Origin of the sequence: Xanthomonas sp. NCPPB 4037 (genome assembly GCF_041475695.2) — a bacterium.
In the GTDB taxonomy this organism is placed as follows: domain Bacteria; phylum Pseudomonadota; class Gammaproteobacteria; order Xanthomonadales; family Xanthomonadaceae; genus Xanthomonas; species Xanthomonas campestris.
This window is the reverse complement of the sequence record NZ_CM191261.1, coordinates 2,254,939-2,278,517: the sequence shown is the minus strand read 5'-3', so window position 1 is coordinate 2,278,517 and position 23,579 is coordinate 2,254,939. Positions and strand designations below refer to the sequence as shown.

The 23,579-nt window shown below is 65.6% G+C and carries 14 protein-coding genes and 1 pseudogene; 13 read left to right on the top strand and 2 right to left on the bottom strand.

The features are described 5' to 3' along the window. Positions 1-241 precede the first annotated feature (241 nt). Both ACCQ01_RS10130 and ACCQ01_RS10125 read right to left on the bottom strand, forming a co-directional pair. Positions 242-376 (bottom strand): annotated as a pseudogene (locus ACCQ01_RS10130) (TonB-denpendent receptor); the annotation flags it as partial. An 80-nt stretch (positions 377-456) separates the two neighbouring features. Then, a complete protein-coding gene (locus ACCQ01_RS10125) occupies positions 457-3,558 on the bottom strand; it encodes a TonB-dependent receptor (RefSeq protein ID WP_228433328.1) in 3,102 nt (1,033 codons plus the stop codon). A gap of 863 nt (positions 3,559-4,421) precedes the next feature. Here ACCQ01_RS10125 and ACCQ01_RS10120 point away from each other — a divergent pair. The 13 genes from ACCQ01_RS10120 (at position 4,422) to ACCQ01_RS10060 (ending at position 23,461) form a co-directional block, all read left to right on the top strand. Beyond that, positions 4,422-5,162 (top strand): flagellar motor protein, encoded by a 741-nt coding sequence (locus tag ACCQ01_RS10120; protein ID WP_012438311.1) that lies wholly within the window; start codon positions 4,422-4,424, stop codon positions 5,160-5,162. Between the two features lie 7 nt (positions 5,163-5,169). Then, positions 5,170-6,144 carry a flagellar motor protein MotD gene (gene motD, locus ACCQ01_RS10115; RefSeq protein ID WP_012438310.1) on the top strand — a complete coding sequence of 325 codons (975 nt, stop codon included), beginning with the start codon at positions 5,170-5,172 and terminating at the stop codon, positions 6,142-6,144. Position 6,145: 1 nt separating this feature from the next. Next, positions 6,146-6,928 carry a ParA family protein gene (locus tag ACCQ01_RS10110; RefSeq protein ID WP_011269794.1) on the top strand — a complete coding sequence of 261 codons (783 nt, stop codon included), beginning with the start codon at positions 6,146-6,148 and terminating at the stop codon, positions 6,926-6,928. Then, positions 6,925-8,154 carry a chemotaxis protein CheW gene (locus ACCQ01_RS10105; protein ID WP_228433330.1) on the top strand — a complete coding sequence of 410 codons (1,230 nt, stop codon included), beginning with the start codon at positions 6,925-6,927 and terminating at the stop codon, positions 8,152-8,154. The genes ACCQ01_RS10110 and ACCQ01_RS10105 overlap by 4 nt, the downstream gene beginning before the upstream one ends. Positions 8,155-8,251: 97 nt before the next feature. Continuing rightward, entirely contained in the window at positions 8,252-8,560 is a 309-nt protein-coding gene (locus tag ACCQ01_RS10100) for an STAS domain-containing protein (protein WP_011037055.1), read from the top strand. Continuing rightward, a complete protein-coding gene (locus ACCQ01_RS10095; RefSeq protein ID WP_002806565.1) occupies positions 8,557-8,922 on the top strand; it encodes a response regulator in 366 nt (121 codons plus the stop codon). The genes ACCQ01_RS10100 and ACCQ01_RS10095 overlap by 4 nt, the downstream gene beginning before the upstream one ends. A gap of 33 nt (positions 8,923-8,955) precedes the next feature. Next, positions 8,956-10,968 (top strand): chemotaxis protein CheA, encoded by a 2,013-nt coding sequence (locus ACCQ01_RS10090; RefSeq protein ID WP_076036891.1) that lies wholly within the window; start codon positions 8,956-8,958, stop codon positions 10,966-10,968. 228 nt (positions 10,969-11,196) lie between these two features. Beyond that, positions 11,197-13,467: a methyl-accepting chemotaxis protein gene (locus ACCQ01_RS10085; RefSeq protein WP_228433332.1), complete on the top strand. Its 2,271-nt coding sequence runs from the start codon at positions 11,197-11,199 to the stop codon at positions 13,465-13,467. A 237-nt stretch (positions 13,468-13,704) separates the two neighbouring features. Then, complete coding sequence (locus ACCQ01_RS10080) at positions 13,705-14,238, top strand: MCP four helix bundle domain-containing protein (protein WP_228427323.1); 534 nt, start codon at positions 13,705-13,707, stop codon at positions 14,236-14,238. Between the two features lie 759 nt (positions 14,239-14,997). Beyond that, positions 14,998-17,169 carry a methyl-accepting chemotaxis protein gene (locus ACCQ01_RS10075; RefSeq protein ID WP_228433334.1) on the top strand — a complete coding sequence of 724 codons (2,172 nt, stop codon included), beginning with the start codon at positions 14,998-15,000 and terminating at the stop codon, positions 17,167-17,169. Positions 17,170-17,228: 59 nt separating this feature from the next. Continuing rightward, positions 17,229-20,015, top strand: coding sequence for a methyl-accepting chemotaxis protein (locus ACCQ01_RS10070; RefSeq protein ID WP_228433336.1), 2,787 nt, complete (start codon positions 17,229-17,231; stop codon positions 20,013-20,015). A 293-nt stretch (positions 20,016-20,308) separates the two neighbouring features. Further along, entirely contained in the window at positions 20,309-21,070 is a 762-nt protein-coding gene (locus ACCQ01_RS10065; protein ID WP_228433338.1) for a transporter, read from the top strand. 12 nt (positions 21,071-21,082) lie between these two features. Beyond that, the gene (locus ACCQ01_RS10060; protein ID WP_228433340.1) at positions 21,083-23,461 is read left to right on the top strand and encodes a methyl-accepting chemotaxis protein; all 2,379 of its coding nucleotides are present in this window, start codon (positions 21,083-21,085) and stop codon (positions 23,459-23,461) included. Positions 23,462-23,579 lie beyond the last annotated feature (118 nt).

Genomic DNA, 23,579 nt, shown 5'->3' with positions numbered 1-23,579 from the left:
GCTAGGGAGCGCTAAGTCTGCAGCGCCGTGTACCGTCACTTCTGCGTTGCTCAGCTCGGTTGTCAACTAGGAGCGATGCGAATTTGCTTCTTTGCTTCTGCGCCCAATCGTCGCCCCGCCAAGCCTGCGGTCTTCATGCGTGGTTTTCGCTTCACCCCCGCAACTAACGGTTCTAGGTTCACTTCTTTACCATCGCGCCCCATACCACCACGCGGCAGGCATGGGCACGACACGCTGCGACCTAAAACTTGTAGGTCAGCCCCAGGTACGCCAACCGGCCTGCGTATCCGCCGGTGTAGAAGCGCGCCCGGGTGTCCTCGCCCAGGCGCGAGCGGGACTCCTGCTTGGTCAGGTTCAGCACCGAGGCGGTGAGGCTGGAATAACGGTTCCAAGTTCACTTCTTTACCATCGCGCCCACACCGCCACGCGGCAGGCATGGGCGCGACACGCTGGGACCTAGAACTTGTAGGTCAGCCCGAGGTACGCCAGCCGGCCTGCGTAGCCGCCGGTGTAGAAGCGGGCGCGGGTGTCGTCGCCCAGGTGCGAGCGGGACTCCTGCTTGGTCAGGTTCAGCACCGAGGCGGTGAGGCTGAGCGCCGGGGTGATGTTGTATGCCGCGTTCAGATCGACCTGGTAGTACGGCTCCTCAAAGACGTTCAACCCGTTGACCAGGCCTTGCACCAGCTCGCCGCGACGGTTGTACGAGGCGCGCAGCAGCAGGCTGTCGGTCTCGTAGAACACGGTGAGGTTGGTCTGGTTCTTGGCGCTGCCCGGCATGGCGGTCTCGCCGGCCTCAGTGCCGTCTTCCAGCCGCACCGCCGCCTTGCTGGCATCGTTGTAGGTGTAGTTGAACTGCACACCAAGACCGAATGGCAGCGTGTGCTGCGCGTAGAGCTCCACACCCTGCGAGACCGCGTCCTGGCCGCCGGCCTGGGTGCTGTAGTTCTGCACGGTGACCGGTTGCCCGTCGACCATCATGTTGACGTCGCTGATGACGTCGACCGCAAAGTTCTCCACGTTCTTGCGGAACAGTCCCACACCTGCCACCGAGCCCGGCTGGAAATACCATTCCAGCCCCAGGTCGAACTGGTTGGCCTTGTACGGCTCCAGGTTCTTGTTGCTGCCCGAGCCGTACCAGCCCTGCTCGCTGGCACCGCCGGTCAGGCGCCGGTCGGCAACGTACTCGGGACTGTAGAACTCCAGGCTGCCAGGCGCGGCGATGTCGTTGTAGCTGGGACGTGCGATCACCTTCGCGGCTGCCGCGCGCAGCAGCAGGTTCTCGGTCAGGTCGTAGGCCAGGTTGAAACTCGGCAGCACGTCGGTGTAGTTGCGGTCCAGCCCGCTGACCACGAACGACTCGGTGCGTTGCACGCTGTCGGACAAACGCCAGTAGCCTTCGGTTCCGCAATAGGTATCGGCCGGAGCGCCGCTGGGCATGGCAGCGCCCTGCTGGCAGGCCAGCGGATTGCCGTCGGCGGCGTCGAAAAAGTAGTCGTTGTAGGCGGTCACTTTGTCGGTGGAATCGGCACGCTGGCCGGTGCGCGCCACCCGCACGCCGACGTTGCCGCGCAGCCGCTCGGTGTGGAAGTTGAGTTGCAGGTAGCTGGAGTAGATCTCCTCGTCGACGTTGTAGACGAAGTTGTCTTCGCTGCGGGTCTGCATCGCGCCGTAGGTTTGATTCAAGTAGCCGATGTAGCCCGGGAAGTTGATCGCCGGGAACGCGCTGGCGTTGACGCCACCGGCCAGGTTGTCCCGCGCGAACAGCAGGCCCGGCGAGAACTGGGTGGCGATGGCATTGCAGCGCCCGTTCCAGTAGCGGTTGTCGTAGTCGCTCGGGTCGGTGCCCGGGCACACCCAGTAGTTGTTGCCGGTACTGCGGTGGATGCCGCCGTCGCGACGCTTGAGGCCGAACTGCAGCGAGTCGAAGACCTCGCCGTCGAAATGCCAGGTGGTATCGATCTGCGCGTACTGCTGCTGGTTGGTGTTGCGGGTCCAGGATGAGCCGGTCGAGCCCAGGTCGACCTGCAGGATGCCGTCGCGCAGGTTCTGCATCAGCTGCGGCGAGAACGTCATGGATGGCGTGCCGGTCAGGTCCCAGGCACTGGCGAAGTTGCCGTTGCTCCAGCTGCCATCGGCGTTCTGCAGGCGCGGCTTGATCGGCAGGGAGAACTGCAGCTCCGGCCCGCCCTTGGCCCAGGTGCGGCCCGCCTTGAACGCCACGTCTACCTGCTCGCCACGCCATTCGCCGCCCAGGTCCACCGTCTGCGACTGCGATTTCTCGATGTTGTAGCTGCCGGTGATCTGTGGCGTCGGCACCGTGCAGTCATCCGAGCCCCAGCCGCCCGGCGGCAGTCCGGCTGCGGCGGCCTGGGCCTCGCTGCAATAGTAGGTCTTGCCCGGACGCAGGCTGTAGGCGGCGCCAGTGACAATCGTGCCGCTGGGATCGAACTGCAGCCCGTCGAGCAGACGGCCGCCGCGCCAGTTGCCGTCGCCGTTATAGCGGGCAATGTTCCACTCGGGAATCTTGATGGTATTGGTCTGCGAGTTCTGCGACAGGTCGAAGCGGAAGTAGTTCGCGGTCAGGGTCAGGTCATCGGTCGGCTTGAACTGCAAGGTCAGCTGCCCGCCCTTGCGCTCGCGCTCCTCGCGTTTGGCGTCCAGGCTGACCGCCGTCGGCATCATGAAACCGGTGGAGTAATTGCCGTCCTGGTTCCAGAAACCGGTACCGCCCCACCAGTTGGCGTTGAAGTCCGACGGATTTCCGTTCACGTCGACCGCCGGGCCAACTTCGTCGCGGCCGTACCACTGCCAGCTCTCGGTACTGGCATTGAGCGTGCGCGCGGTACGCTTCTGCTGCGTGTAGCCAACGAAGACACCGAAGCGGTTGTCCTTGTCGTGCCACGCGTACGAACCGGAGAACTGGCCGTCGGTCTTCTTGCTGGTATCGGACCAGGTGCCCTCGGCGGAGACGAAGCCGGAATGTGGCTCCAGTTCCAGCGGGCGCCGCGTCTGCAGGATCACCGTGCCGCCGATGCCGCCTTCGTCGATGCGCGCTTCCGGGGTCTTGTACAGCTCCGCGCTGCCCAGCAGGTTCGATGGCAGCAGCGTGTAGTTGAACGAGCGCGTCGGGTCGCCGTTGGACTCGGCGGTGGCGATGTAGTTGCCATTCAATTCGGTCAGCACGAGCTCCGAGGACAGGCCGCGCACGCTGACGTTCTTGCCTTCGCCGCCGTCGCGGCTGATGACCACGCCGGGCACGCGCTGCAGCGCATCGGCCACGTTCTTGTCGGGGAACTTGCCCACGTCCTCGGCGGTGATCACATCGACCACGGCGTTGGCGTTGCGCTTTTGCTCCAGGCTTTTTTCGATCGCGTAGCGGTAGCCGGTCACCGTCACCGCGTCCAGGTCCGTGGCCTGCACCTCGGCCTGGCCCGTGGGCGCCGGCGTGCCGTCGGCCTGCTGGGCGGAGACGCTGGTGGAGGCAGCGCTCGCGAACAAGGCGATGGCGATACCGGCGGACAGCGTGCTGTGGTTGCGTGCGAATGGCATGCAGTTCATTTCGATCGTGCTCTCCCAAAGATTGATCGGCCTCGGCGGCTTTGTATCGATCCAACGACCGGACAAGAACACCGCGCGAAGTCATGCAAAAATATCCGGCGCCATTGCGGCGTCCGGTTTCCCTGCTCTTCTCTCCCCTTTTGCGCGGATGCGATTAGATCGTTCTAATGCCGTGGACGCCTAAGTAGCACAGCTCATGCGCCAGCGCATTCTGCCGCGCAGCAGGCCCGCGGCGTTGCAAGCGCCACGATGGCGGCCGGGCTCGCCACGCTTGCACGCGGCAAGGTAGAGCCTGCCTGCCGCAGCAACTTGATCGCAGCCCGCCAAACGCACTCGCCCGCAACCAGGCGCAAGCGGCTCACCGAACCCCTGCACTCTCTCCATCATTTGCAACCGAGCTTAGCCAGAAGCAGGATCGACATGCGTGTTGGCACACTCCAGCACATGGCAACCGCACGCCGCTTGGCTGCTATCGCCATCACAGGGATGTGCCGTGATGACGCGTCATAAGCAATGTCTGCAGCGCCGAAGATTCGATTCCCGGCCGCATGGCGCCCTCACCGAAACCTACAATCGACAGTCCGCGCCTGGACGTACCCTCACCCCAACCCCTCTCCCGGCGGGAGAGGGGCTTGAGTGCCGCATCGGTCGTGTCTTCTATGTCCGCCTCGGTAACGCAAGGGCTGACCTGAGGCACCACTGAGTTCATCGAGACCTTTTACGACCGAGGGACCGGTCCCCCGCCGCGCTACCGCTCTCAGCGCAGTCGGCAATTGAAGACCATCCCCCAGAACGACAACTTTCTGGCGCACTGGACCGGGCGCACCTATCAAGTCCGCTCGGCCTGGGCCGATACCGCTTCCATGGACAGACTCAGCCTCATTGGACTGGTGCTTGCGATCGTGGCGATCGTGGGCGGCAGCGTGTTGAAAGGTGCCGGCATTTCGTCGCTGTGGTCGCCGGCCGCCTTCGTGATCGTCATCGTCGGCACCGTGGCCGCGATCCTGCTGCACACCTCGCCGGCGGTTTTCCGGCGCGCCTTCAAGATTGTGCGCTGGGTGATCCAGCCGCCGGCCAGCGACCGCGAGCGGCTGCTGGCGCGCATCGTGGAGTGGAGCAATATCGCTCGCCGCCAGGGCCTGCTGGGCCTGGAAGATCAGCTCGGCCGCCAGGACGATGCCTTCCTGCGCAAAGGGCTGCAGATGCTGGTGGATGGCGTGGAGCCCGAATCCATGCGCCACATGCTGGAGATCGAAGTCGACAATCAGGAGCGCCAGGATCTTGCCGCCGCCAAGGTATTCGAGGGCATGGGCATCTATGCGCCCACGCTGGGCATCATCGGTGCGGTCCTCGGGTTGATGGCAGTGATGAAGAACCTGGCCGACCCGTCCATGCTCGGCCACGGCATCGCTGCCGCGTTCACCGCCACCATCTATGGCATCGCCTCGGCCAATCTGCTGTTCCTGCCGGTGGCCGCCAAGCTCAAGAGCGTCATCCACTGCAGCACCAACGAGCGCGAAATGGCCATCGAAGGGCTGATCGCCATCGCCCAGGGCGAGAACCCGCGCAACATCGAGTCGAAATTGGCAGGCTACTTGCATTAGCCCCGTCATGGCCCGCCGTCGCAAACATCACGAAGACCATGGCAACCACGAAGCGTGGGCGATTCCGTATGCCGATCTGATGACGCTGCTGCTGGCGTTCTTCGTGGTCATGTACGCCATCTCCTCGCTCAACGAAGGCAAGTACAAGGTGATGGCGCAGGCGCTGACCACCGCCTTCGGTGGCTCCTCCAAGGCCGCAAGCCCCGTGCAGTTGGGCAACACCCAGAGCCTGGGCGCCGACTACGACCGCCCTTCGGTGATCAAGGCCGGCGCACCGATGGCCGCCTCCAACGGGCCGACCGACCCCACCATCCTGCCGTCGATGGCCGCGCAGATGCGCATGCCGGTGTCGCTGCGCAATCAGGCGCAGCTGGCGCGCGCGCAGCGGCAGATGGATGCGGTGGCGCAGCAGTTGAACAAGACCCTGTCGCCGCTGATCGACAAGCAACTCATCACCATCCGCCGCCGCGATCTGTGGATCGAGGTGGAGATCAACAGCGACATCCTGTTCGTCACCGGCTCTGCGCTGCTGGCCGGGAGCGCGCGCGGCACCCTGTCCACCTTGGCGGCAGTGTTGCGCGATGCACCCAACGGCGTGCGCGTGGAGGGCTATACCGACAACCAGCCCATCGCCACCGCGCAGTTCCCCTCCAACTGGGAACTGTCGGCGGCGCGTGCCGCCAGCGTGGTGCACCTGTTCGCCGATGAAGGCGTCGCCCCGCAACGATTGGCGATGGTTGGCTATGGAGAATTCCGCGCACGTGCCGATAACAGCACCGAGGCGGGACGGAATGCGAACCGGCGTGTGGTGTTGATCATCCTCGCTGACTCGGCTGGCTCACTCGCACCCGATCCGCCATCGCAGATCCATGCGACCGCCGCCGGGGCGCCGAAGCTTCCCAAGTCTGACGGCGGCCAAACGGCCGTCACCACCGAAAGCGGCACAAGTTCCGTCCCCGCCGTAATTGAAGGAGTGCACTGAGATGCGTATCTGGGCAATCGCCAACCAAAAGGGCGGCGTGGGCAAGACCACCACGACGCTGGCACTGGGTCGCGGCCTGGCCGCGCTCGGGCACCGGGTGCTGTTGATCGACCTCGATCCGCACTCGTCACTCACCCGCGCGTTCGGCGTGGCCGTGGACCCGCCGCCGCGCGGCGTGCTGGACCTGTTCGGCACGCCGCCGAGCGACCTGGCCAGCCTGGCGCACGAAAGCGCCATCCCCGGCCTGTCCTACGTGTGCGCACAGGCCGCCCTGGCCACGCTGGAGCGCCGCAGCGCCAACCAGCCTGGCCTGGGCCTGGCCCTGCAGAACGCCATGGCCCGGCATGCCGGCCAGCACGACTACATCCTGCTCGACTGCCCGCCCACGCTGGGCCTGTTGATGATCAACGCGCTGGCCGCCTGCGACCGCGTGGTGGTGCCGACCCAGGCCGAACCGCTCGCCTTGCACGGCCTGGCCAGCATGGTGCGCACCGCCGACATGGTGCAGCGCTCGCGCCGGCGCGATTTGCCGGTGTCGATCCTGCCGACCCTGTTCGACCGCCGCACCCGCGCCGGCAACGAAACGCTGAAAGAAATGCAGACCACCTACGGCCCGGTGGTGTGGGAAGACGCGGTGCCGATGGATACACGCATCTGCAACGCCGCCGCCCTCACCGTGCCGGCCACCACCACCGATTACCAGGGCCGCGGCTTGTCCGCGTATCGCCGCGCGCTGGAATGGGTGCTGGCCGATGACGCGATGCGGATGGAGCAAGCGGCATGAGCAACCACACCGCCAATGGTGAGCTGGACGATTATCTGGAAGGCCTGCTGCACGATGCCGGCGTCGAGGTCGCCGTGGCCACGGTCACCGCCGTTGCCAGCGCAGCGCCGGTGGCTGCCGAGGCAGACCTGGCGCAGGCCGATGAACTGGCACTGGCGGAACCACCCGTGCAGGCCACTGCAGCAGCGCAGGTGAGCGCCCCGGTGCTCAGCGCCGAAGCGATCGCCGCCGATTTCCTCGCCGAAATGGACGCCGACCCGGCGTTCGGGCCGCCGGTTGTTTCCGCGCCGAGCGCGGACGACATCGCGGCGGATTTCCTGGCCGAGATGGATGCCGACCCGGCCTTCGCGCCGCGCGTGGTGGCACCCAGTGCCGCCGACATCGCCGCCGATTTCCTGGCCGAAATGGATGCCGACCCCGCCTTCGGCCCGCCGGTGGCAGCTGCGCCGAGCGCTGCAGATATCGCGGCGGATTTCCTCGCCGAGATGGATGCGGACCCCGCCTTTGCCACGGCCGCGCCCAGCCCATTTATGAGCACTGCAGATCTGATGGCCGAGATGGATGCCGACCCGGCATTCGCCAGCGCAGAACCCAGCGCGGACATGATCGCCGCCGACCTGCTGGCAGAACTGGATTCGGACCCGGCCTTCGGGCTGGACACCGCACCGGTGGCCGTCCCCGCACCTGCACGTCCGGCACCCGCACCCGCGCGTGCTGCGCCGGCACCGGTCTACCCGCAGGGCCTGCAGGCACTGCTGGCACCGGGCCAGGCCGAACACATCCACGCCGAGCGCCGTGCCAGCGAGCGCAGTACGCGCTGGCTGCGTCTGCGCTGCGGCGAACAGACCTATGCGCTGGAACTGCTCAAGGTGCAGGAAGTGGTGTTGCCGGTGCCGCTGCTGCCGCTGCGCGGTACGCCCAGCGCCATGCTCGGCATCATGAACCTGCGTGGCCAGGTGGTGCCGGTGATCGACCTGGGCATCCACCTGGGCTCCTCGCCGGTGGACATGGACCTGCACACCCGCGTGGTGGTGCTGGAAGAGAACGGCGAAACCATGGGCCTGCGCGTGTCGGCGGTGGAAGACGTCACCAGCCTCACCGATCACCAGATCGAGCCGCCGGACAACGCCCGCCTGTGCCGCATTTCCAACAACCTGTTCCGTGGCGTGGCGCGCCTGGGCCATCACCCGATGATCCTGCTCGACGCCACCCACCTGCTGCATTAATGCGCGCATGGTGCCGCGCACCAATGCGCCGATTCAACGTTAAAGCTTTCCCGCCCGCCGCCGTTAGTACGCATAGAACCATCCGTTCGGAGCAACAATGAGCACAGTGATATTGGGTGAGGATCTCGGCATCGAGACCAGCGCCGACCTCAAGCAAAAACTGGCTGCAGTCCTGACGCAGGACGGCGAGCTGGTGCTTGACGCCGGCGAAGTCCGGCGCATCCACACCGCAAGCGTGCAGCTGCTCTGCGCTTTCGTGCAGGCCCGCCGCAGTGCGGGGCTGCAGACCGAATTCGATGGCTGCAACGACACTTTTAGAGATGCGGCCCGTCTGCTCGGCGTCACTGACGCGCTCGGACTTTCCGCATCCAATGACAACCTGAAATCTGTGGAGAACGCCGCATGAGCGCACGTATCTTGGTGGTGGACGATTCGGCGTCGATGCGCCAGATGGTCTCTTTCGCCCTCACCTCTGCCGGCTTTGCCGTCGAAGAAGCCGAAGACGGCGCCGTGGCGCTGGGCCGCGCGAAGGGCCAGCGCTTCAATGCGGTGGTGACCGACGTGAACATGCCCAACATGGATGGCATCTCGCTGATCCGCGAACTGCGCCAGCTGCCGGACTACAAGTTCACTCCCATGCTGATGCTGACCACCGAGTCGGCAGCCGACAAGAAATCCGAAGGCAAGGCGGCCGGTGCGACCGGTTGGCTGGTCAAGCCGTTCAATCCCGAACAGCTGATTGCCACCGTCCAGAAAGTCCTAGGTTAACCCTTCCTCGTTTCACGATCGGATTTCACGCCCATGAGCATGGACCTGCAACGTTTCCACGCCACCTTTTTCGAGGAAAGCCGTGAAGGGCTCGACGCGATGGAGGCCGGGCTGCTGTCCCTGGAAGAGGGAAACCGCGACCCGGAAATCATCAACTCGGTGTTCCGCGCCGCGCACTCCATCAAGGGCGGTGCGGCCACCTTCGGCTTCGAAGCCGTCGCCGGCCTGACCCACGTGCTGGAAACGCTGCTGGACGAGCTGCGCTCCAACAAGCGCCAGCTCGAACCCAATGCGGTCGACGCCATGCTCGGCTCGGTCGACGTGCTGCGCGCCCTGTTGCGCGAAGCCGAACACGGCACCCCGGCCGACCCGGCTGCGGTCAAGGCCGTGCACACCCGCTTGAACGCGGTGCTCGCCGGCGAAGCGCCGGCCGCCGTGGCCGTCGCCAAGCCGAAGGAAGAAGAACCCGAAGCCTGGCACATCGGCTTTACCCCGGCGCCGTCGCTGTTCATGAGCGGCAACGACCCGCTGCGCATCATCCGCGAGCTGGAGCATCTTGGTCCGCTGCAGATCGCCGCGCGTCTGGAGCGCATGCCGGGCTTTGAGAACATCGACCCGCTGGAAGCCTACCTGGCCTGGGATCTGGGCCTGATCGGCAAGATTCCGCGCAGCAAGATCGAAGACACCTTTGCCTGGGTCGTGGACGACTGCGAGCTGGACATCCGCCCGATGGCGGTGCCCGGCCCGCCGCCGAGCCTGGCCGTGGACGCTGCCGCAAGCAGTGCACCGACCGCCGTGGCCGCTGCTCCGGCTGCCGCCGCTGCAGAACCTGCTGCTGCGGCCGCCACGCCTGCCAAGGCCGCCGCTGCCGAAGCCGAAAGCTCCATCCGCGTCAGCGTCGACAAGGTCGATGCGCTGATCAACCTGGTCGGCGAACTGGTGATTACGCAGGCCATGCTCAAGCAGGTCTCCACCGGCCTGGACCCGGCGCATGCCGAACAGTTGTTTGCCGGCCTGGATCTGCTCGAACGCAACACCCGCGATCTGCAGGAAGCAGTCATCGGCGTGCGCATGCTCCCCGTGGACGCGGTGTTCCGCCGCTTCCCGCGTCTGGTGCGCGACCTCTCCAGCCGCCTCGGCAAGCAGGTGCGTCTGCGCACGATTGGCGAAAGCACGGAACTGGACAAGGGCTTGATCGAAAAGATTGCCGATCCGTTGGTGCACCTGGTGCGCAACTCGATCGACCATGGTCTGGAAATGCCCGATGCGCGCCGCGCCTCCGGCAAGGACGAAACCGGCACCATCACCCTGGCGGCATCGCACCAGGGCGGTCACATCGTGATCGAAGTCAGCGACGACGGCCGTGGCCTCAATCGCGCCAAGATCCTGGAAAAAGCGGCCGAACGCGGCATTGCCGTGCCGGACAACCCGACTGATTCGCAGGTGTGGGATTTGATCTTCGCACCGGGCTTCTCCACCGCCGATGCCGTCACCGACCTGTCCGGTCGTGGCGTGGGCATGGACGTGGTCCGTCGCAACATCCAGGGCCTGGGTGGCGAAGTGCAGCTGGAAAGCAACGCCGGCAGCGGGACTCGCGTGCTGATCCGTCTGCCGCTGACCCTGGCCATCCTGGACGGCATGACCGTGTCGGTTGCCGGTGAAACCCTGATCCTGCCGCTGTCCTACGTGCTCGAAGCGCTGCAGCCGGCGCCGGAAGATGTTCGCTCGATGGCCGGTGACGGCCGGGTGCTGCGGGTCCGGGGCGAGTATCTGCCGATCCTCTCGCTCACCAATTACTACGGTTTCGGCGGACAACAGTCCTCCAAGGAATCGCTGGTGGTGGTGGTCGAAGGCGACGGCCAGAAGATCGCGCTGGAAGTGGACGAACTGCTTGGCCAGCAGCAGGTCGTGGTCAAGAACATCGAAAACAACTACCGGCGGATTCCGGGCGTCTCCGGCGCCACCATCCTCGGCGATGGACGCGTCTCGCTGATCGTGGACATCGGTGGCCTGGTGCGCTCGCTGAAAGTGCCGCAGGCGGCCTGAGTCAACGCACGTCGCTGCGGCAAGGATGCCGCAGTGGTCAGTCCCTAAGGACACGTGTCATCCGTCGGCGGTCTAGGGCCCGCCGGCATGCGCTGCCGCCCTGCCCCTGTGCACGCGGCGATGCGTCGGGCCGCACTGCCCCAGTGTTTGATCCCAACGACCGTCTTCAGCGTTGCGACTGTGCCGACGCCCACGGTTTCCATTGGACCTTGTCGAAAAACAACTCCCATGAACTGGTTCCGTCATCTCGCCGTCGCGCGCAAGCTCGCTGTTGCCTTCTTTTTCACCACCTTGATCACCCTGTGCCTGGGCGCATTCGCCTTGTTGCGCATGCAGGCCAATGCGCAGTTGCTGCGCGATATCGGCCAGACCTGGGCCCCTGCCGTGCAGCAGCTGGGCGAGATGCGCGCCCTGCTCGGCGAATTCCGCACCTACGAGCTCGCCCAGCTGGCGCGTGCCAACGATCCCGACGCAGTGCAGAACTACTTCGAGCGCATGGCCAAGACCCGCGCAGACGTGGATGCCACCCAGCTGGCGTATGCCAAGACCACCACCGCCGGCAAGGAGACCGAGTTGTATGACGCGGTCAAACAGAAGCTGGCCGCCTACTACCAGGCCAACGCGGCGATGGGCGATGCGGTGCGTGCCGGTGATTTCGTCGCTGCCAGCAAGGTGTCCGACGAACAATCGCGCCCACTGCGCCGCGACCTGTTCGCCAAGTTGGTGGAGTTGACCAAGTTCAACGCCGCGCACATGGATGCAGAAATCGCCAGCGCCGAAGCGGGCTATCAACGCTCCTGGAAGATCATGCTGGCCGCCATGACCCTGGCGGTGGTGCTGGCCGCGTTTGCCGGCTGGTTCATCGCCCGCAGCATTGCCGGCCCGCTTGGCCGCGCCACTCGCGTGGCCGGCGCGATCGCCCAAGGCAAGCTGGACAACCCAATCAGCGTGGACAGCCGCGACGAAACCGGCCAGCTGCTGCACAGCATGCAGGGCATGCAGCGGCAGTTGCAGGCGGTGCTGGCGGCGCAGTCGGAGATGGCGCGGCGCCACGACGCCGGCCAGATCAGCTACCGCATGGACGCAGATAGCTTCCCCGGCGACTACGGCACCATGGTGCGTGACACCAACGCCTTGGTCGGCTCGCATATCGCAGTGAAGATGCAGCTGGCGCAGATCATGTCGCGCTATGCCATCGGCGACATGAGCCAGGATATGCAGCGCTTGCCCGGCGAAAAGGCCGTGTTGACCGACACCATGGACACGGTGAAGGCCAACCTCTCGGCGATGAACAGCGAAATCAACTTGCTGGCGCAGGCCGCGGCCAACGGCGACTTCAGCGTGCGTGGCGATGCGCAGCGCTTCCAGTACGACTTCCGCGCCATGGTGGAGAGCCTCAACACCTTGATGGCCACCGCCGATGGCAACCTGAGCGCCTTGTCGAAGGTGCTGCAGGCGATCGCCGCCGGTGACCTGACCGAACGCATGCACGGCGACTTCCACGGCGTGTTTGCGCAGATGCGTGACGACGCCAACGCCACCACCGAGCAGCTGTCCGGCATTGTCGGGCGCATCCAGCACGCCACGGTATCGATCAATGCGGCCGCCAGCGAAATCGCGGCCGGCAACAACGATCTCTCGCAGCGCACCGAGCAGCAGGCAGCGAATCTGGAAGAAACCGCTGCCTCGATGGAAGAGCTCACCTCCACCGTCAAACAGAATGCCGAGCATGCGCGCCAGGCCAACCAGCTGGCGATTGGCGCGGCATCGGTCGCCTCGCAAGGTGGCGCGGTGGTGGCGCAGGTCGTCACCACCATGTCCGGCATCGAAGTGTCATCGAAGAAGATCGCCGAGATCATCAGCGTCATCGACGGCATCGCATTCCAGACCAATATCCTGGCGCTGAACGCAGCGGTAGAAGCCGCGCGTGCCGGCGAACAAGGCCGCGGCTTTGCCGTGGTCGCCAGTGAAGTGCGCACGCTGGCCCAGCGCTCGGCCGGCGCGGCGAAAGAGATCAAGCACCTGATCGACGACTCGGTGAGCAAGGTGGCCGAAGGCTCGGTGCTGGTGGACCAGGCCGGTACCACCATGGCCGAGATCGTCGCCAGCGTGCAGCGTGTGACCGACATCATGGGGGAGATTTCTGCCGCCTCGCAGGAGCAGTCGTCCGGCATCGAGCAGGTCAACCTCACCGTCACCCAGATGGACGAAGCCACCCAGCAAAACGCCGCTTTGGTCGAAGAAGCCACTGCGGCTGCGCGTTCGATGGAAGAACAGGCCGGCCAGTTGTCCGATGCGGTGTCGATCTTCAAGCTGCAGCAGCAGAGTGCACCGATGGCAATTGCCAGCCGGCCCACGGCCACGCGCGTTGCCGGCAAGGCGCCGGCAAGCAAGCAGGCTGCGAGCACAAAGCCAGCGTCTGCCAAGCCGCGAGCTGCGGCACGTCCGGTGGCCGCCGTAACGGCCTCGGCTGGCGACTCGAGCTGGCACGAGTTCTAAGCGGTAACCGCGCAACTGCCTGGCCGTCGCCAAGACGGGAGTGTCAGCGCAGCTCAAAACGCCCCGATCCTGTCGGGGCGTTTTGCTATGTGGCGGCGACCGGACGATGGTCTGCGCCCGGGCAGCCGGTATTCCTTGACCGTGCCGTTGGTCGAAAGGTGATCAAGCACACCCTCCTGCGGCCGATACAGACAGCAATGAGGGCTGTCTGGCCCACACCACGTCGAGGAAGCCCGCATGCACACCACCAAGTCCATTCGTTCTGCGCACCATCTGTTGGGCTGTGCGCTCGGCGTGGCCATGCTGGCGGCTTGCGTATCGTTGCCGCCGTCACTGGCAACGCCGGCGGCGCCGGCATCGGTGTTGCTGGACAACGTCCCGGTGGGCGCGCTGCAGTCACTGGCGATCGACCTGGTGCAACTGCGCAACACGCAGCGTGCACAGCTTGCCGCCGCGCACGACCCGGCACGCATTGACGCCTACGACGAACGCCTGGGCAATCTGCGTCAACGCATCGCGCGCCATGCAGGCTACGTCCAGGCCACCGTGCCGCAGGGCGCACAGGCGCAGCAATTCGCGCGCGTGCAGCAGCAACTGGGCCAGTACCTGGCGCAACACCGGCAAGCCAATCGCGCCCTGCACGATGGCGATCTGCATGCTGCCCAGGCGTTGTCGCTGGGCTATGCCGGCGACACGCGGCACCTGCTGTGGACCGAACTGCAGACCCTGCAGCAGTCGGTCGCCAGTGTGAGCAGCACGCCGCGCCGTTGAGGTCGCGGCAAGGCCGCGGCGCATCGCGCGCGGCCCCTGCCATCGCAATGGATGCAGCGCTCACTGCCGAGCCACGCCAGCCCTTGCTCGAAGCACGTGCGCGGTTGCGGTTGCGGTTGCGGTTGCGGTTGCGCAGCGTAACCAGCGATGGATTCACGGTGCTGCCGACCACGCGGCAGGACTTGCAATCAACAAACGCGCAGGCGGAGCCACCTTTAGCCCTGCCGATCGCCCTCGCCTCGTAGCTCAGACGCGTAGGTCAGAGATGTCGCGCGCCACTGGCAGCGACTGCTTGCCAAGTGGGTAACGCGTGACTTCGCTGCGAAATCCAGCGTCCGTGCAGCAGCCGCACGAAGATGTCAGTGCGTCACGAGACGGCTGCTCCGATAGGTGTCTGCCGTGACGAGCGCTGGCATGCGTGCACCGGTCGTCAAGCGCCCTGATGACGCAAACGCGCGCCGGGTTTCAGTGCGTTGCGTTACCCGCCCAAAAAATTTCCTGCGGCAGCAAACAAGCCACCCAGCGATGCCAACGCGGATGCCAAGTGTGCTGCACACCTTCAATAGCCGAGGCCGCCACGGCGCCTATGTTCAGTGCGCTGCTTGCAATCGATTGGTGCACCGCAGGCCGTTTGGCACCACGCAGCCGCTGAATGCGTAATGCGTTAGCACATTGAGTGTCAAGTCGCGCTCAACATTTCTGCGACCTGGTCGCTATTCGACTTAAGCCTGTCATACATTCCCTAGTCGGATACCCGTCATGACGTTCAAGACCACGATTGCAAAAACGCTGGCCAACGTACCGCTCAAGCGCAAGTTCCTCGCCCAGACGGCGCTGGTGGCGCTGGGCATCATTGCGTTGGCGGTGATCGCCGCGCGCATGCAATACGTGGATCTCACCGACACCCGTCGCGATGGCCTCAAGAGCCAGATCGAGATGGCCATGGCGGTGGTCAACGGCTATCAGGAACGCGCCGAAAAGGGCGAGATGGACGTGGACACCGCCAAGAGCCGCGCACTGGCGACGCTCTCCACCATGCGCGCGCGCGGCGGCGTGGACTACATCTACGTCACCGACCAGGCGCCGGTGATGCTGATGCACCCCACCCGCCCCGACCTCAACGGCAAGCCGCTGAACGATGTGCTGAGCCCGGACGGCAAGCGCATCTTCCCGGCCTTCGTCACCGCCGCGCAGGCCGGCGGCGGGTATGTCGACTACACCTGGGCCAAGCCCGGTGAAAAGGACCCGGTGCAGAAGACCTCTTACGCGTCGCTGTACAAGCCGTGGGGCTGGGTGATCGGCACCGGCGTGTACCTGGACGACACCCAGTCGCAGGCGCTGGTGTTCACCGGCATCGTGGCTTTCGCCGGCGGCGTGCTGGTCCTGGTCAACCTGCTGGTGGGCTGGCTGATCGGCAACTCGATCCTGGAGCCGGTGGCGCGCGCATTGGCCGCCATCAAGGGCGTGGCACGCGGCGACTTGAGCGTGCGCACCGCCGAGCACGGCAATGACGAAATCGGCCAGATGCTCAAGGCCACCGACGACATGGTGCACACGCTGGAGCGCTTCTCCGCGCAGACCAAGGTCATGATGCACAAGCATGCCGGCGAAGACGTCAGCCACCGCATGCCGACCGATTTCCCGGGCGTGTACGGCGAACTGGCCGGTGGCATCAACACCATGATCTTCGAACACCTGGATGCCATCGTCGATGCAATCGGCATTCTCAACGAATACGCACAGGGCGATTTGTCGCGTGATGCCACGCGCCTGCCCGGCACCCGCGCGGTGCTGCACGAAGCCATGGATGCGGCCAAGGCCAGCCTGTTGGCGATCAACACCGAGATCAAGCGCCTGGCGCAGGCCGCGGCCAATGGCGACTTCAGTCAGCGTGGCGATGCAACCCGCTTCAAGCACGACTCCGCGCGGATGATCAACGACCTCAACGCGATGATGGACGTCAGCGACCGCAACCTGGGCAAGCTGTCCGAGCTGCTGGCTGCACTGGCCGAAGGCGACCTCACCGCGCGCATGGAAGGCGACTTCCACGGCGTGTTCGCAGGCATGCGTGACGATGCCAACACCACCGCGTTGCAGTTGTCGGGCATCGTGGGGCGCATCCAGCAGGCCGCGCAATCGATCACCGGCTCGGCCAGCGAAATCGCTGCCGGCAACAATGATCTGTCGCAGCGCACCGAACAGCAGGCCGCCAACCTGGAAGAAACCGCTGCCTCGATGGAGGAACTCACCTCCACCGTCAAGCAGAACGCCGAAAGCGCCCGCCAGGCCAACCAGCTGGCGATCGGCGCAGCCGGTGTCGCCTCGCAGGGCGGCCATGTCGTGAGCCAGGTGGTGGACACCATGTCCGGCATCCAGACCTCGTCGAAGAAGATCGCCGAGATCATCAGCGTCATCGACGGTATCGCGTTCCAGACCAACATCCTGGCCTTGAACGCGGCGGTGGAAGCGGCGCGCGCCGGCGAACAGGGCCGTGGGTTTGCGGTGGTCGCCTCGGAAGTGCGCACGCTTGCCCAGCGCTCGGCTGGTGCAGCCAAGGAGATCAAGCACCTCATCGACGATTCGGTGGGCAAGGTCACCCAGGGCGCGGCGCTGGTCGACCAGGCTGGCAAGACCATGGCCGACATCGTGTCTTCCGTGCAGCGCGTGACCGACATCATGGGCGAGATCTCCGCCGCCTCGCAGGAACAGTCCGCCGGCATCGAGCAGGTCAACCTCACCATCACCCAGATGGATGAGAGCACCCAGCAGAACGCGGCGCTGGTGGAAGAAGCCACCGCTGCGGCCAATGCCATGCAGCAGCAGGCGCAGCAGCTGGACGATGCGGTGTCTTCGTTCCGCGTCACCGCCACGGTGCCGTCGCTGCGCGCACGCGCCGCCCAGCACACCGATGCCCTGCTTGCCAGTTATTGAGTGACGTGTCACGCCCGCCGGCACGGCGGGCTTTTCTCCCCACCATGCAGATCAGCTCCATGACCTCTACGCTCTCTTCCCCACGTCGCGGCGCCAGCCTGGCCTATCGTCTGATGCTGGGGACGGCGGTGGTGGCACTGCTGTGTTTCGGCCTGACTGCCGCGATCACCTACTGGCAAAGCAGCCGCGCCCTGATCGCCTCGGCACAAACGTCGATGCAGAGTGCTGCGCGTTATCAGGCCGAGCAAATCGGCAGCGAACTGGGGCAAGCCTTCACCACCGGCCAGTCGGTTGCCAGCGCCTTGTTGGCGCAGCGCGCCAATGGCGGCATCAGTCGCGATGCAGCGGCCGCGATCGTGCACGATCAACTGCAGAACCACCCGGAATGGGTGGGCATGGGCACGTTGTGGGAGGCGCAGGCCTTCGATGGCAAGGACAGCGCCTATATCGATGCCAAGGGCCACGACAGCACGGGCCGCTTCATGACCTACTGGGCACACAACGGGTCTTCGCTGATCCGCGAGCCTTTGGTCGGTTACGAAAAACCTGGCGACGGCGACTGGAATCTCAAGCCGCGCGCATTGGGCCGCCAGATCGTGGCCGGGCCGTATGACTACGAGATCGGCGGCAAGCCGGTCCTGATGACCACCTTGTCCACGCCGATCATGGATCAAGGCAAGTACGTGGGCGTGGTGTCGGTGGACTTTGCACTGGCCGCACTGCAGGAACGGTTGAGCACCCTGCGCCCGATGGAGGGCGGCTACGTGGAGCTGATTTCGCCTGCGGGCGTCATCCTTGCATCGCGTGACGCTGCACGCATCGGCAAGCCGGCCGACGGCGCCAACTACCGCGCCTTGCTGGAAGCAACCAAGGCCGGCAAGGACTATCTCGACTTCACACCCGACGCGGTTGGCAACGTCAGCGCCTATGTGCCGCTGCAGATCGGCCAGGCGCAGGAACGCTTCGCACTGGGCGTGGTGGTGCCGTACGCCACCATCATGCAGCAGGCGCATCGCCTGCTGTGGACGATTCTGCTGGTGGGCCTGGGCTCGGCGCTGGTGCTCAGCATCGCGTTGTTCGCACTGTTGCGCCGGCAGGTGGTGCGCCCGCTCGATGCCGCCGCACGCGTGGCCGATGCCATTGCCTCGGGCAAGCTGGACAACCAGATCACCGTGCAGCGCCAGGACGAAGTGGGCCGCCTGCTGAGCGCCATGCAGCGCATGCAGAGCGATCTGCGCCAGCGCATCGAACGCGACACCCAGATCGCCAACGAGAACCTGCGCATCCGCACCGCGCTGGAGCACTCGGAGATGGAAGTGCTGCTGGCCGACGAACACCACACTGCGGTGTTCATTACCGAGGCGTTGCACACCTCCTTCAAGCACGGCGAAGCCGCCTTTCACGCCAAGGGCCAGACCGGCTTCAGCGCCGATGCGGTGGTCGGCCAGCCGTTGGAGTACGTGTTCGGCAGCGATGCCGACGGCAAGGCGCGCACGCAGCGCCTGCAGCAACTCACCGCCACCGTCTCCGAGCGCTACACCTTCGGCCCGGTGACGCTGGACCTCACCATGACCCCGCTGTATGCCGGCGATGGCCGCCGCAGCGGCAGCATGCTGCTGTGGCGCAATGTCAGCGCCGAGGTAAGCGTGCAAAACGAAGTGGCCGCCCTGGTGCAGTCGGCGTTGCTCGGCGACTTCACTCAGCGGTTGGCGCTGCAGGACAAGCACGGCTTCTATCTGGAATTCGGCCGCCAGCTCAACGACCTGGTGGACACCACCGCGCAAGGGCTGGAACGCATCTCGCGCCTGCTCAGCGCGCTGGCCGAGGGCGACCTCACCGTGCGCATGGATGGCGACTTCCAGGGCGTGTTTGCGCGCATGCGCGACGACGCCAATGCCACCGTGGCCCAGCTCACCGGCATCGTTTCCGGCATCCAGACCTCGGCCACGCAGATCAATGCAGCCGCCAGCGAAATCGCGGCTGGCAATAACGACCTGTCGCAGCGCACCGAACAACAGGCGGCCAACCTGGAAGAAACCGCCGCCTCGATGGAGGAGCTCACTTCCACCGTCAAGCAGAACGCAGAAAGCGCGCGCCAGGCCAACCAGCTCGCAATCGGCGCGGCCAGCGTGGCCTCGCATGGCGGCGAGGTGGTGGCGCAAGTGGTCACCACCATGTCCGGGATCGAAGTGTCTTCGAAGAAGATCGCCGAGATCATCAGCGTCATCGACGGCATTGCGTTCCAGACCAATATCCTGGCGCTCAACGCTGCGGTGGAGGCCGCGCGTGCCGGCGAACAGGGCCGCGGGTTTGCCGTTGTGGCCTCGGAAGTGCGCACGCTTGCCCAGCGTTCGGCCGGTGCGGCCAAGGAGATCAAGCACCTGATCGACGATTCGGTGAGCAAGGTGGCGCAGGGCTCCTCGCTCGTGCACCAGGCCGGCACCACCATGGCCGAGATCGTGGCCAGCGTGCAGCGCGTCACCGACATCATGGGTGAGATTTCCGCCGCCTCGCAGGAACAGTCTGCGGGGATCGAGCAGGTCAACCTCACCGTCACCCAGATGGACGAGGCCACCCAGCAAAACGCTGCCCTGGTAGAAGAAGCCACCGCCGCCGCCCGTGCAATGGAAGAACAGGCCGGCCAGCTCAGCGATGCGGTGGCGGTGTTCAAGCTCAGCAACGCCACCGCGCCGGTTGCCGTTGCAACGCTTGCCAGGCCGGCGACACCAGGCATCAAGCGCCCGGCTGCGGCAGCCAAGCGCAGCGTGGCGCCGGTACGTCGCACCGCCGCCAAGCCGGCGCCCAGCCAGAGCAGCGGCAACGACAGCCAGTGGCAGGATTTCTGATCCTGCGCCGGCCTGCGCATGGCGATGCCTGCGCAGGCCAGCTAAGCGGCAGCCATCGCCCGACTGAGCCTGCCTGACACACAAGCGAACGCGGCCGCACACAGCAACATCCGGTGCGACGCCCTGCCCACTCCGCTTGTCGGACACGCTTCAAGAACTGACAGGCGCCGCCGTTAGCGTCAATAACATCGGCCGCCTGCGCACCACGCAATCGCCGATCGGTACGCGCACCGCCGCCGTGGCAGCCAATGCCAGCGCTCTGCGTCAGGACGTTCAACGTTCCAGGGGTCGCCATGAAGCCATGTGTGCTTGCCAGCTGTCTTGCCATGTTCGGTGTCACCGGGCTTGCCCGCGCCGAAGATCCGATCGCCACCGACCGCCCGGATTTTGTCGAGTCCAGCCTCACCGTGGGCCATCAGCGGCTGCAGATCGAAACCAGCATGGCCGCCGAACGCGATGACGGCCTGGATGGATTCGCGACACCCACGCTGTTTCGTTACGGGCTGGGCCCGACCTGGGAACTGCGCCTGGAAACCGACGGCTGGCAACGGCTGGACGTGGACAATGACGCCAAGGTCTCCGGCATGTCCGACGTTGCGCTGGGCGTGAAGCATCACCTGGCCGGTTCCGATGATGGCAAGGCCTCGCTGGCCTGGTTGCTGCACGTGGACCTGCCCACCGGAGCGCGCGCCCTGCGTGGCCACGGTGCACGCCCCTCGTTCCGCCTGGTGGCCGAATGGGACGTGAGCGACAGTATTTCCGCTGGCGTGATGCCAGGCGTGATCTGGGATGACGACGGTGAAGGCAACCGCCACACCGCTGGCATTTTCGGCGCGGTGATCGGCAAATCCTGGAACGACCAGGTGCGCTCGTTCGTTGAAGTGGCGCTGCCGCAGATCGCCCGCAGCGAAGATGGCGGCACCGTCGCGCTGCTCGATGTCGGCTCGGCCTGGCTGCTCAGCAACGACGTGCAACTGGATGCGGTGTACAGCTACGGCCTCAATGACCGCTCACCGGACCACGCGCTCGGCGTGGGCCTGTCCCTTCGCTTCTGATCAGGCCACCCAATGAAAATCATGCACATGTTGGGCGTGTTGGTCCTGGTGGCAGTGATCGCACTGCTCGCGCTGGGCGGCGTCGGCTACGGCGGGCAACGGGGTCTGCTGGACGAGATCACCGCACAGGTGACTTCATCGGATGCGCTGCGCAACCACATGCAGGCGGACATGATGCATGACGCCCTGCGTGGCGACGTCACCACTGCACTGCTGGCCGCTTCGCGCAAGGACGCACAGGCGATCACTGCCGCACGCGCTTCGCTGGGCGAGCACGCCGACGACTTCCGCCAGTCACTGGCCGCCAATCGCGCCCTGCCGCTGGACCCGGCGCTACGCAAGGAACTGGAAGACGTCAGCCCCACCCTGCAGGCGTATATCGGCGCCGCCGACCAGCTAATGACGCTGGTGGAAGCCGGCTCCGAGACCGACGCGGCCTATGCGGACTTCACGCAAAAATTCGAAGCGCTGGAAACGCGCATGGGCGCCATCAGCGAGCACATCACCGCACTGAACCAGTCCAATCACGCACATGCCGAAGCGTATAGCCGGCAGGTGATGTGGCAACAAGGCGGCGCCGTGGCACTGGCCATGGTGTGCCTGGCGTTGGCCGCAGGCTGGATCCTGCGCTCGGTCTCCGGTCTGTTGGGGGGCGAACCGCGCCTGGCGATGGCCGCCGCCCAGCACATCGCCGAAGGCCGCCTGGATCAGCCGATTCCGGTTGCCGCCAAACACGCCAACAGCCTGATGGCCGCCCTGGCGCGCATGCAGCGCGACCTGCGCGAACGCCTGCAGCACGAGCGTGCGGTAGCCGCGGAAAACCTGCGCATCCGCACCGCGCTGGATAACGCCTCCACCGGCATGTACATCGCCGACCCGGACCTGACCATCGTCTACGCCAACACCGCGCTGCAGACCTTGCTGCAGACCTATGCCGACGACATCCGCGCCTGCGCACCTGCCTTTGATCGCGGCACCGATCTGGTCGGCAAGCCGGTCTCGCTGCTGGAAGTCGGCAACACGCAGGACGCCGAAATTTATCAACGCCTGGATCGCCAGAGCGCGGCGCAGCGCGAAGTGCAGTACCGCGACGCCTGCATTGCCCAACAGATCTCCGCAATCCGCAACGAGGCCGGCGCGCATGTGGGCTTTGTCTGCGAGTGGCGCGACCGCACTGCCGAAACCAAGATCGAAGCGCAAGTGGCCGATGTGGTGCGCAGCGCCGCGGCCGGCGACTTGTCCAAGCGCTTGGACAGCAGCGGCAAGCAGGGCTTCTTCCTGCTGCTGGCGCAACAACTCAATGCCTTGCTGGACGCCAACGCGATCAGCATCGCCGAGGTTTCCCGCCTGCTCGGCGCATTGGCCACCGGTGATCTCACCGCGCGCATGCAGGGCGATTTCCACGGCGTGTTCGCCACCATGCAGCACGATGCCAACGCCACTGCCGAGCAGCTCGCCGGCGTGGTCGGCCGCATCCAGCACGCAACCGTCTCGATCAATACCGCCGCCAGCGAAATTGCGGCAGGCAATCAGGATCTGTCGCAACGCACCGAACAACAGGCGGCCAACCTGGAAGAAACCGCCGCCTCGATGGAAGAGCTCACCTCCACCGTCAAGCAGAACGCCGAGAGCGCACGCCAGGCCAATCAGCTGGCGATCGGTGCGGCGGGCGTGGCCTCCACCGGTGGCGCGGTCGTGGCGCAGGTGGTCACCACCATGTCCGGCATCGAGGTCTCCTCGAAGAAGATCGCCGAGATCATCAGTGTCATCGATGGCATTGCCTTCCAGACCAATATTCTTGCGCTGAACGCCGCGGTGGAAGCCGCGCGTGCGGGCGAACAGGGCCGCGGGTTTGCGGTGGTGGCCAGCGAGGTGCGTACCCTTGCCCAGCGCTCGGCCGGTGCAGCCAAAGAGATCAAGCACCTGATCGATGATTCGGTGAGCAAGGTGACACAAGGCTCGGCATTGGTGGACCAGGCCGGCAAGACCATGGCCGAGATCGTGGCCAGCGTGCAGCGCGTCACCGACATCATGGGCGAGATTTCAGCCGCCTCGCAGGAACAATCCGCAGGCATCGAGCAGGTCAACCAGACCATCACCCAGATGGACGAAGCCACCCAGCAGAACGCCGCGCTGGTGGAAGAAGCCACCGCCGCCGCACGTGCGATGGAAGAGCAGGCCAGCCAGCTGCGTGACACGGTGGCGGTGTTTACGCTGAGCTCGACGGCAGCGACCGCACCGCAGGGTGCTTCGTCGCGCCGCGTAACGGCCTCATCACCGGCTACGGCACGCCCACCGGCACCGGTCAAGCGCACGCGCACCGCCACAGCGGCACCGGCAACGGTGGCCGCCGCACGTCACGGCAACGAGGAGCAGTGGCAGGACTTCTGACAGGCTGGCTGCTCACGCCGGCCGGCAGCAGCGCACGCCGCACCGGCTGCAGGGGGCCGGCCTCGCCCTGCCCCACCATCGCGGCAAATGAAGACACGCAAAGGCCCGTCATCCCCAA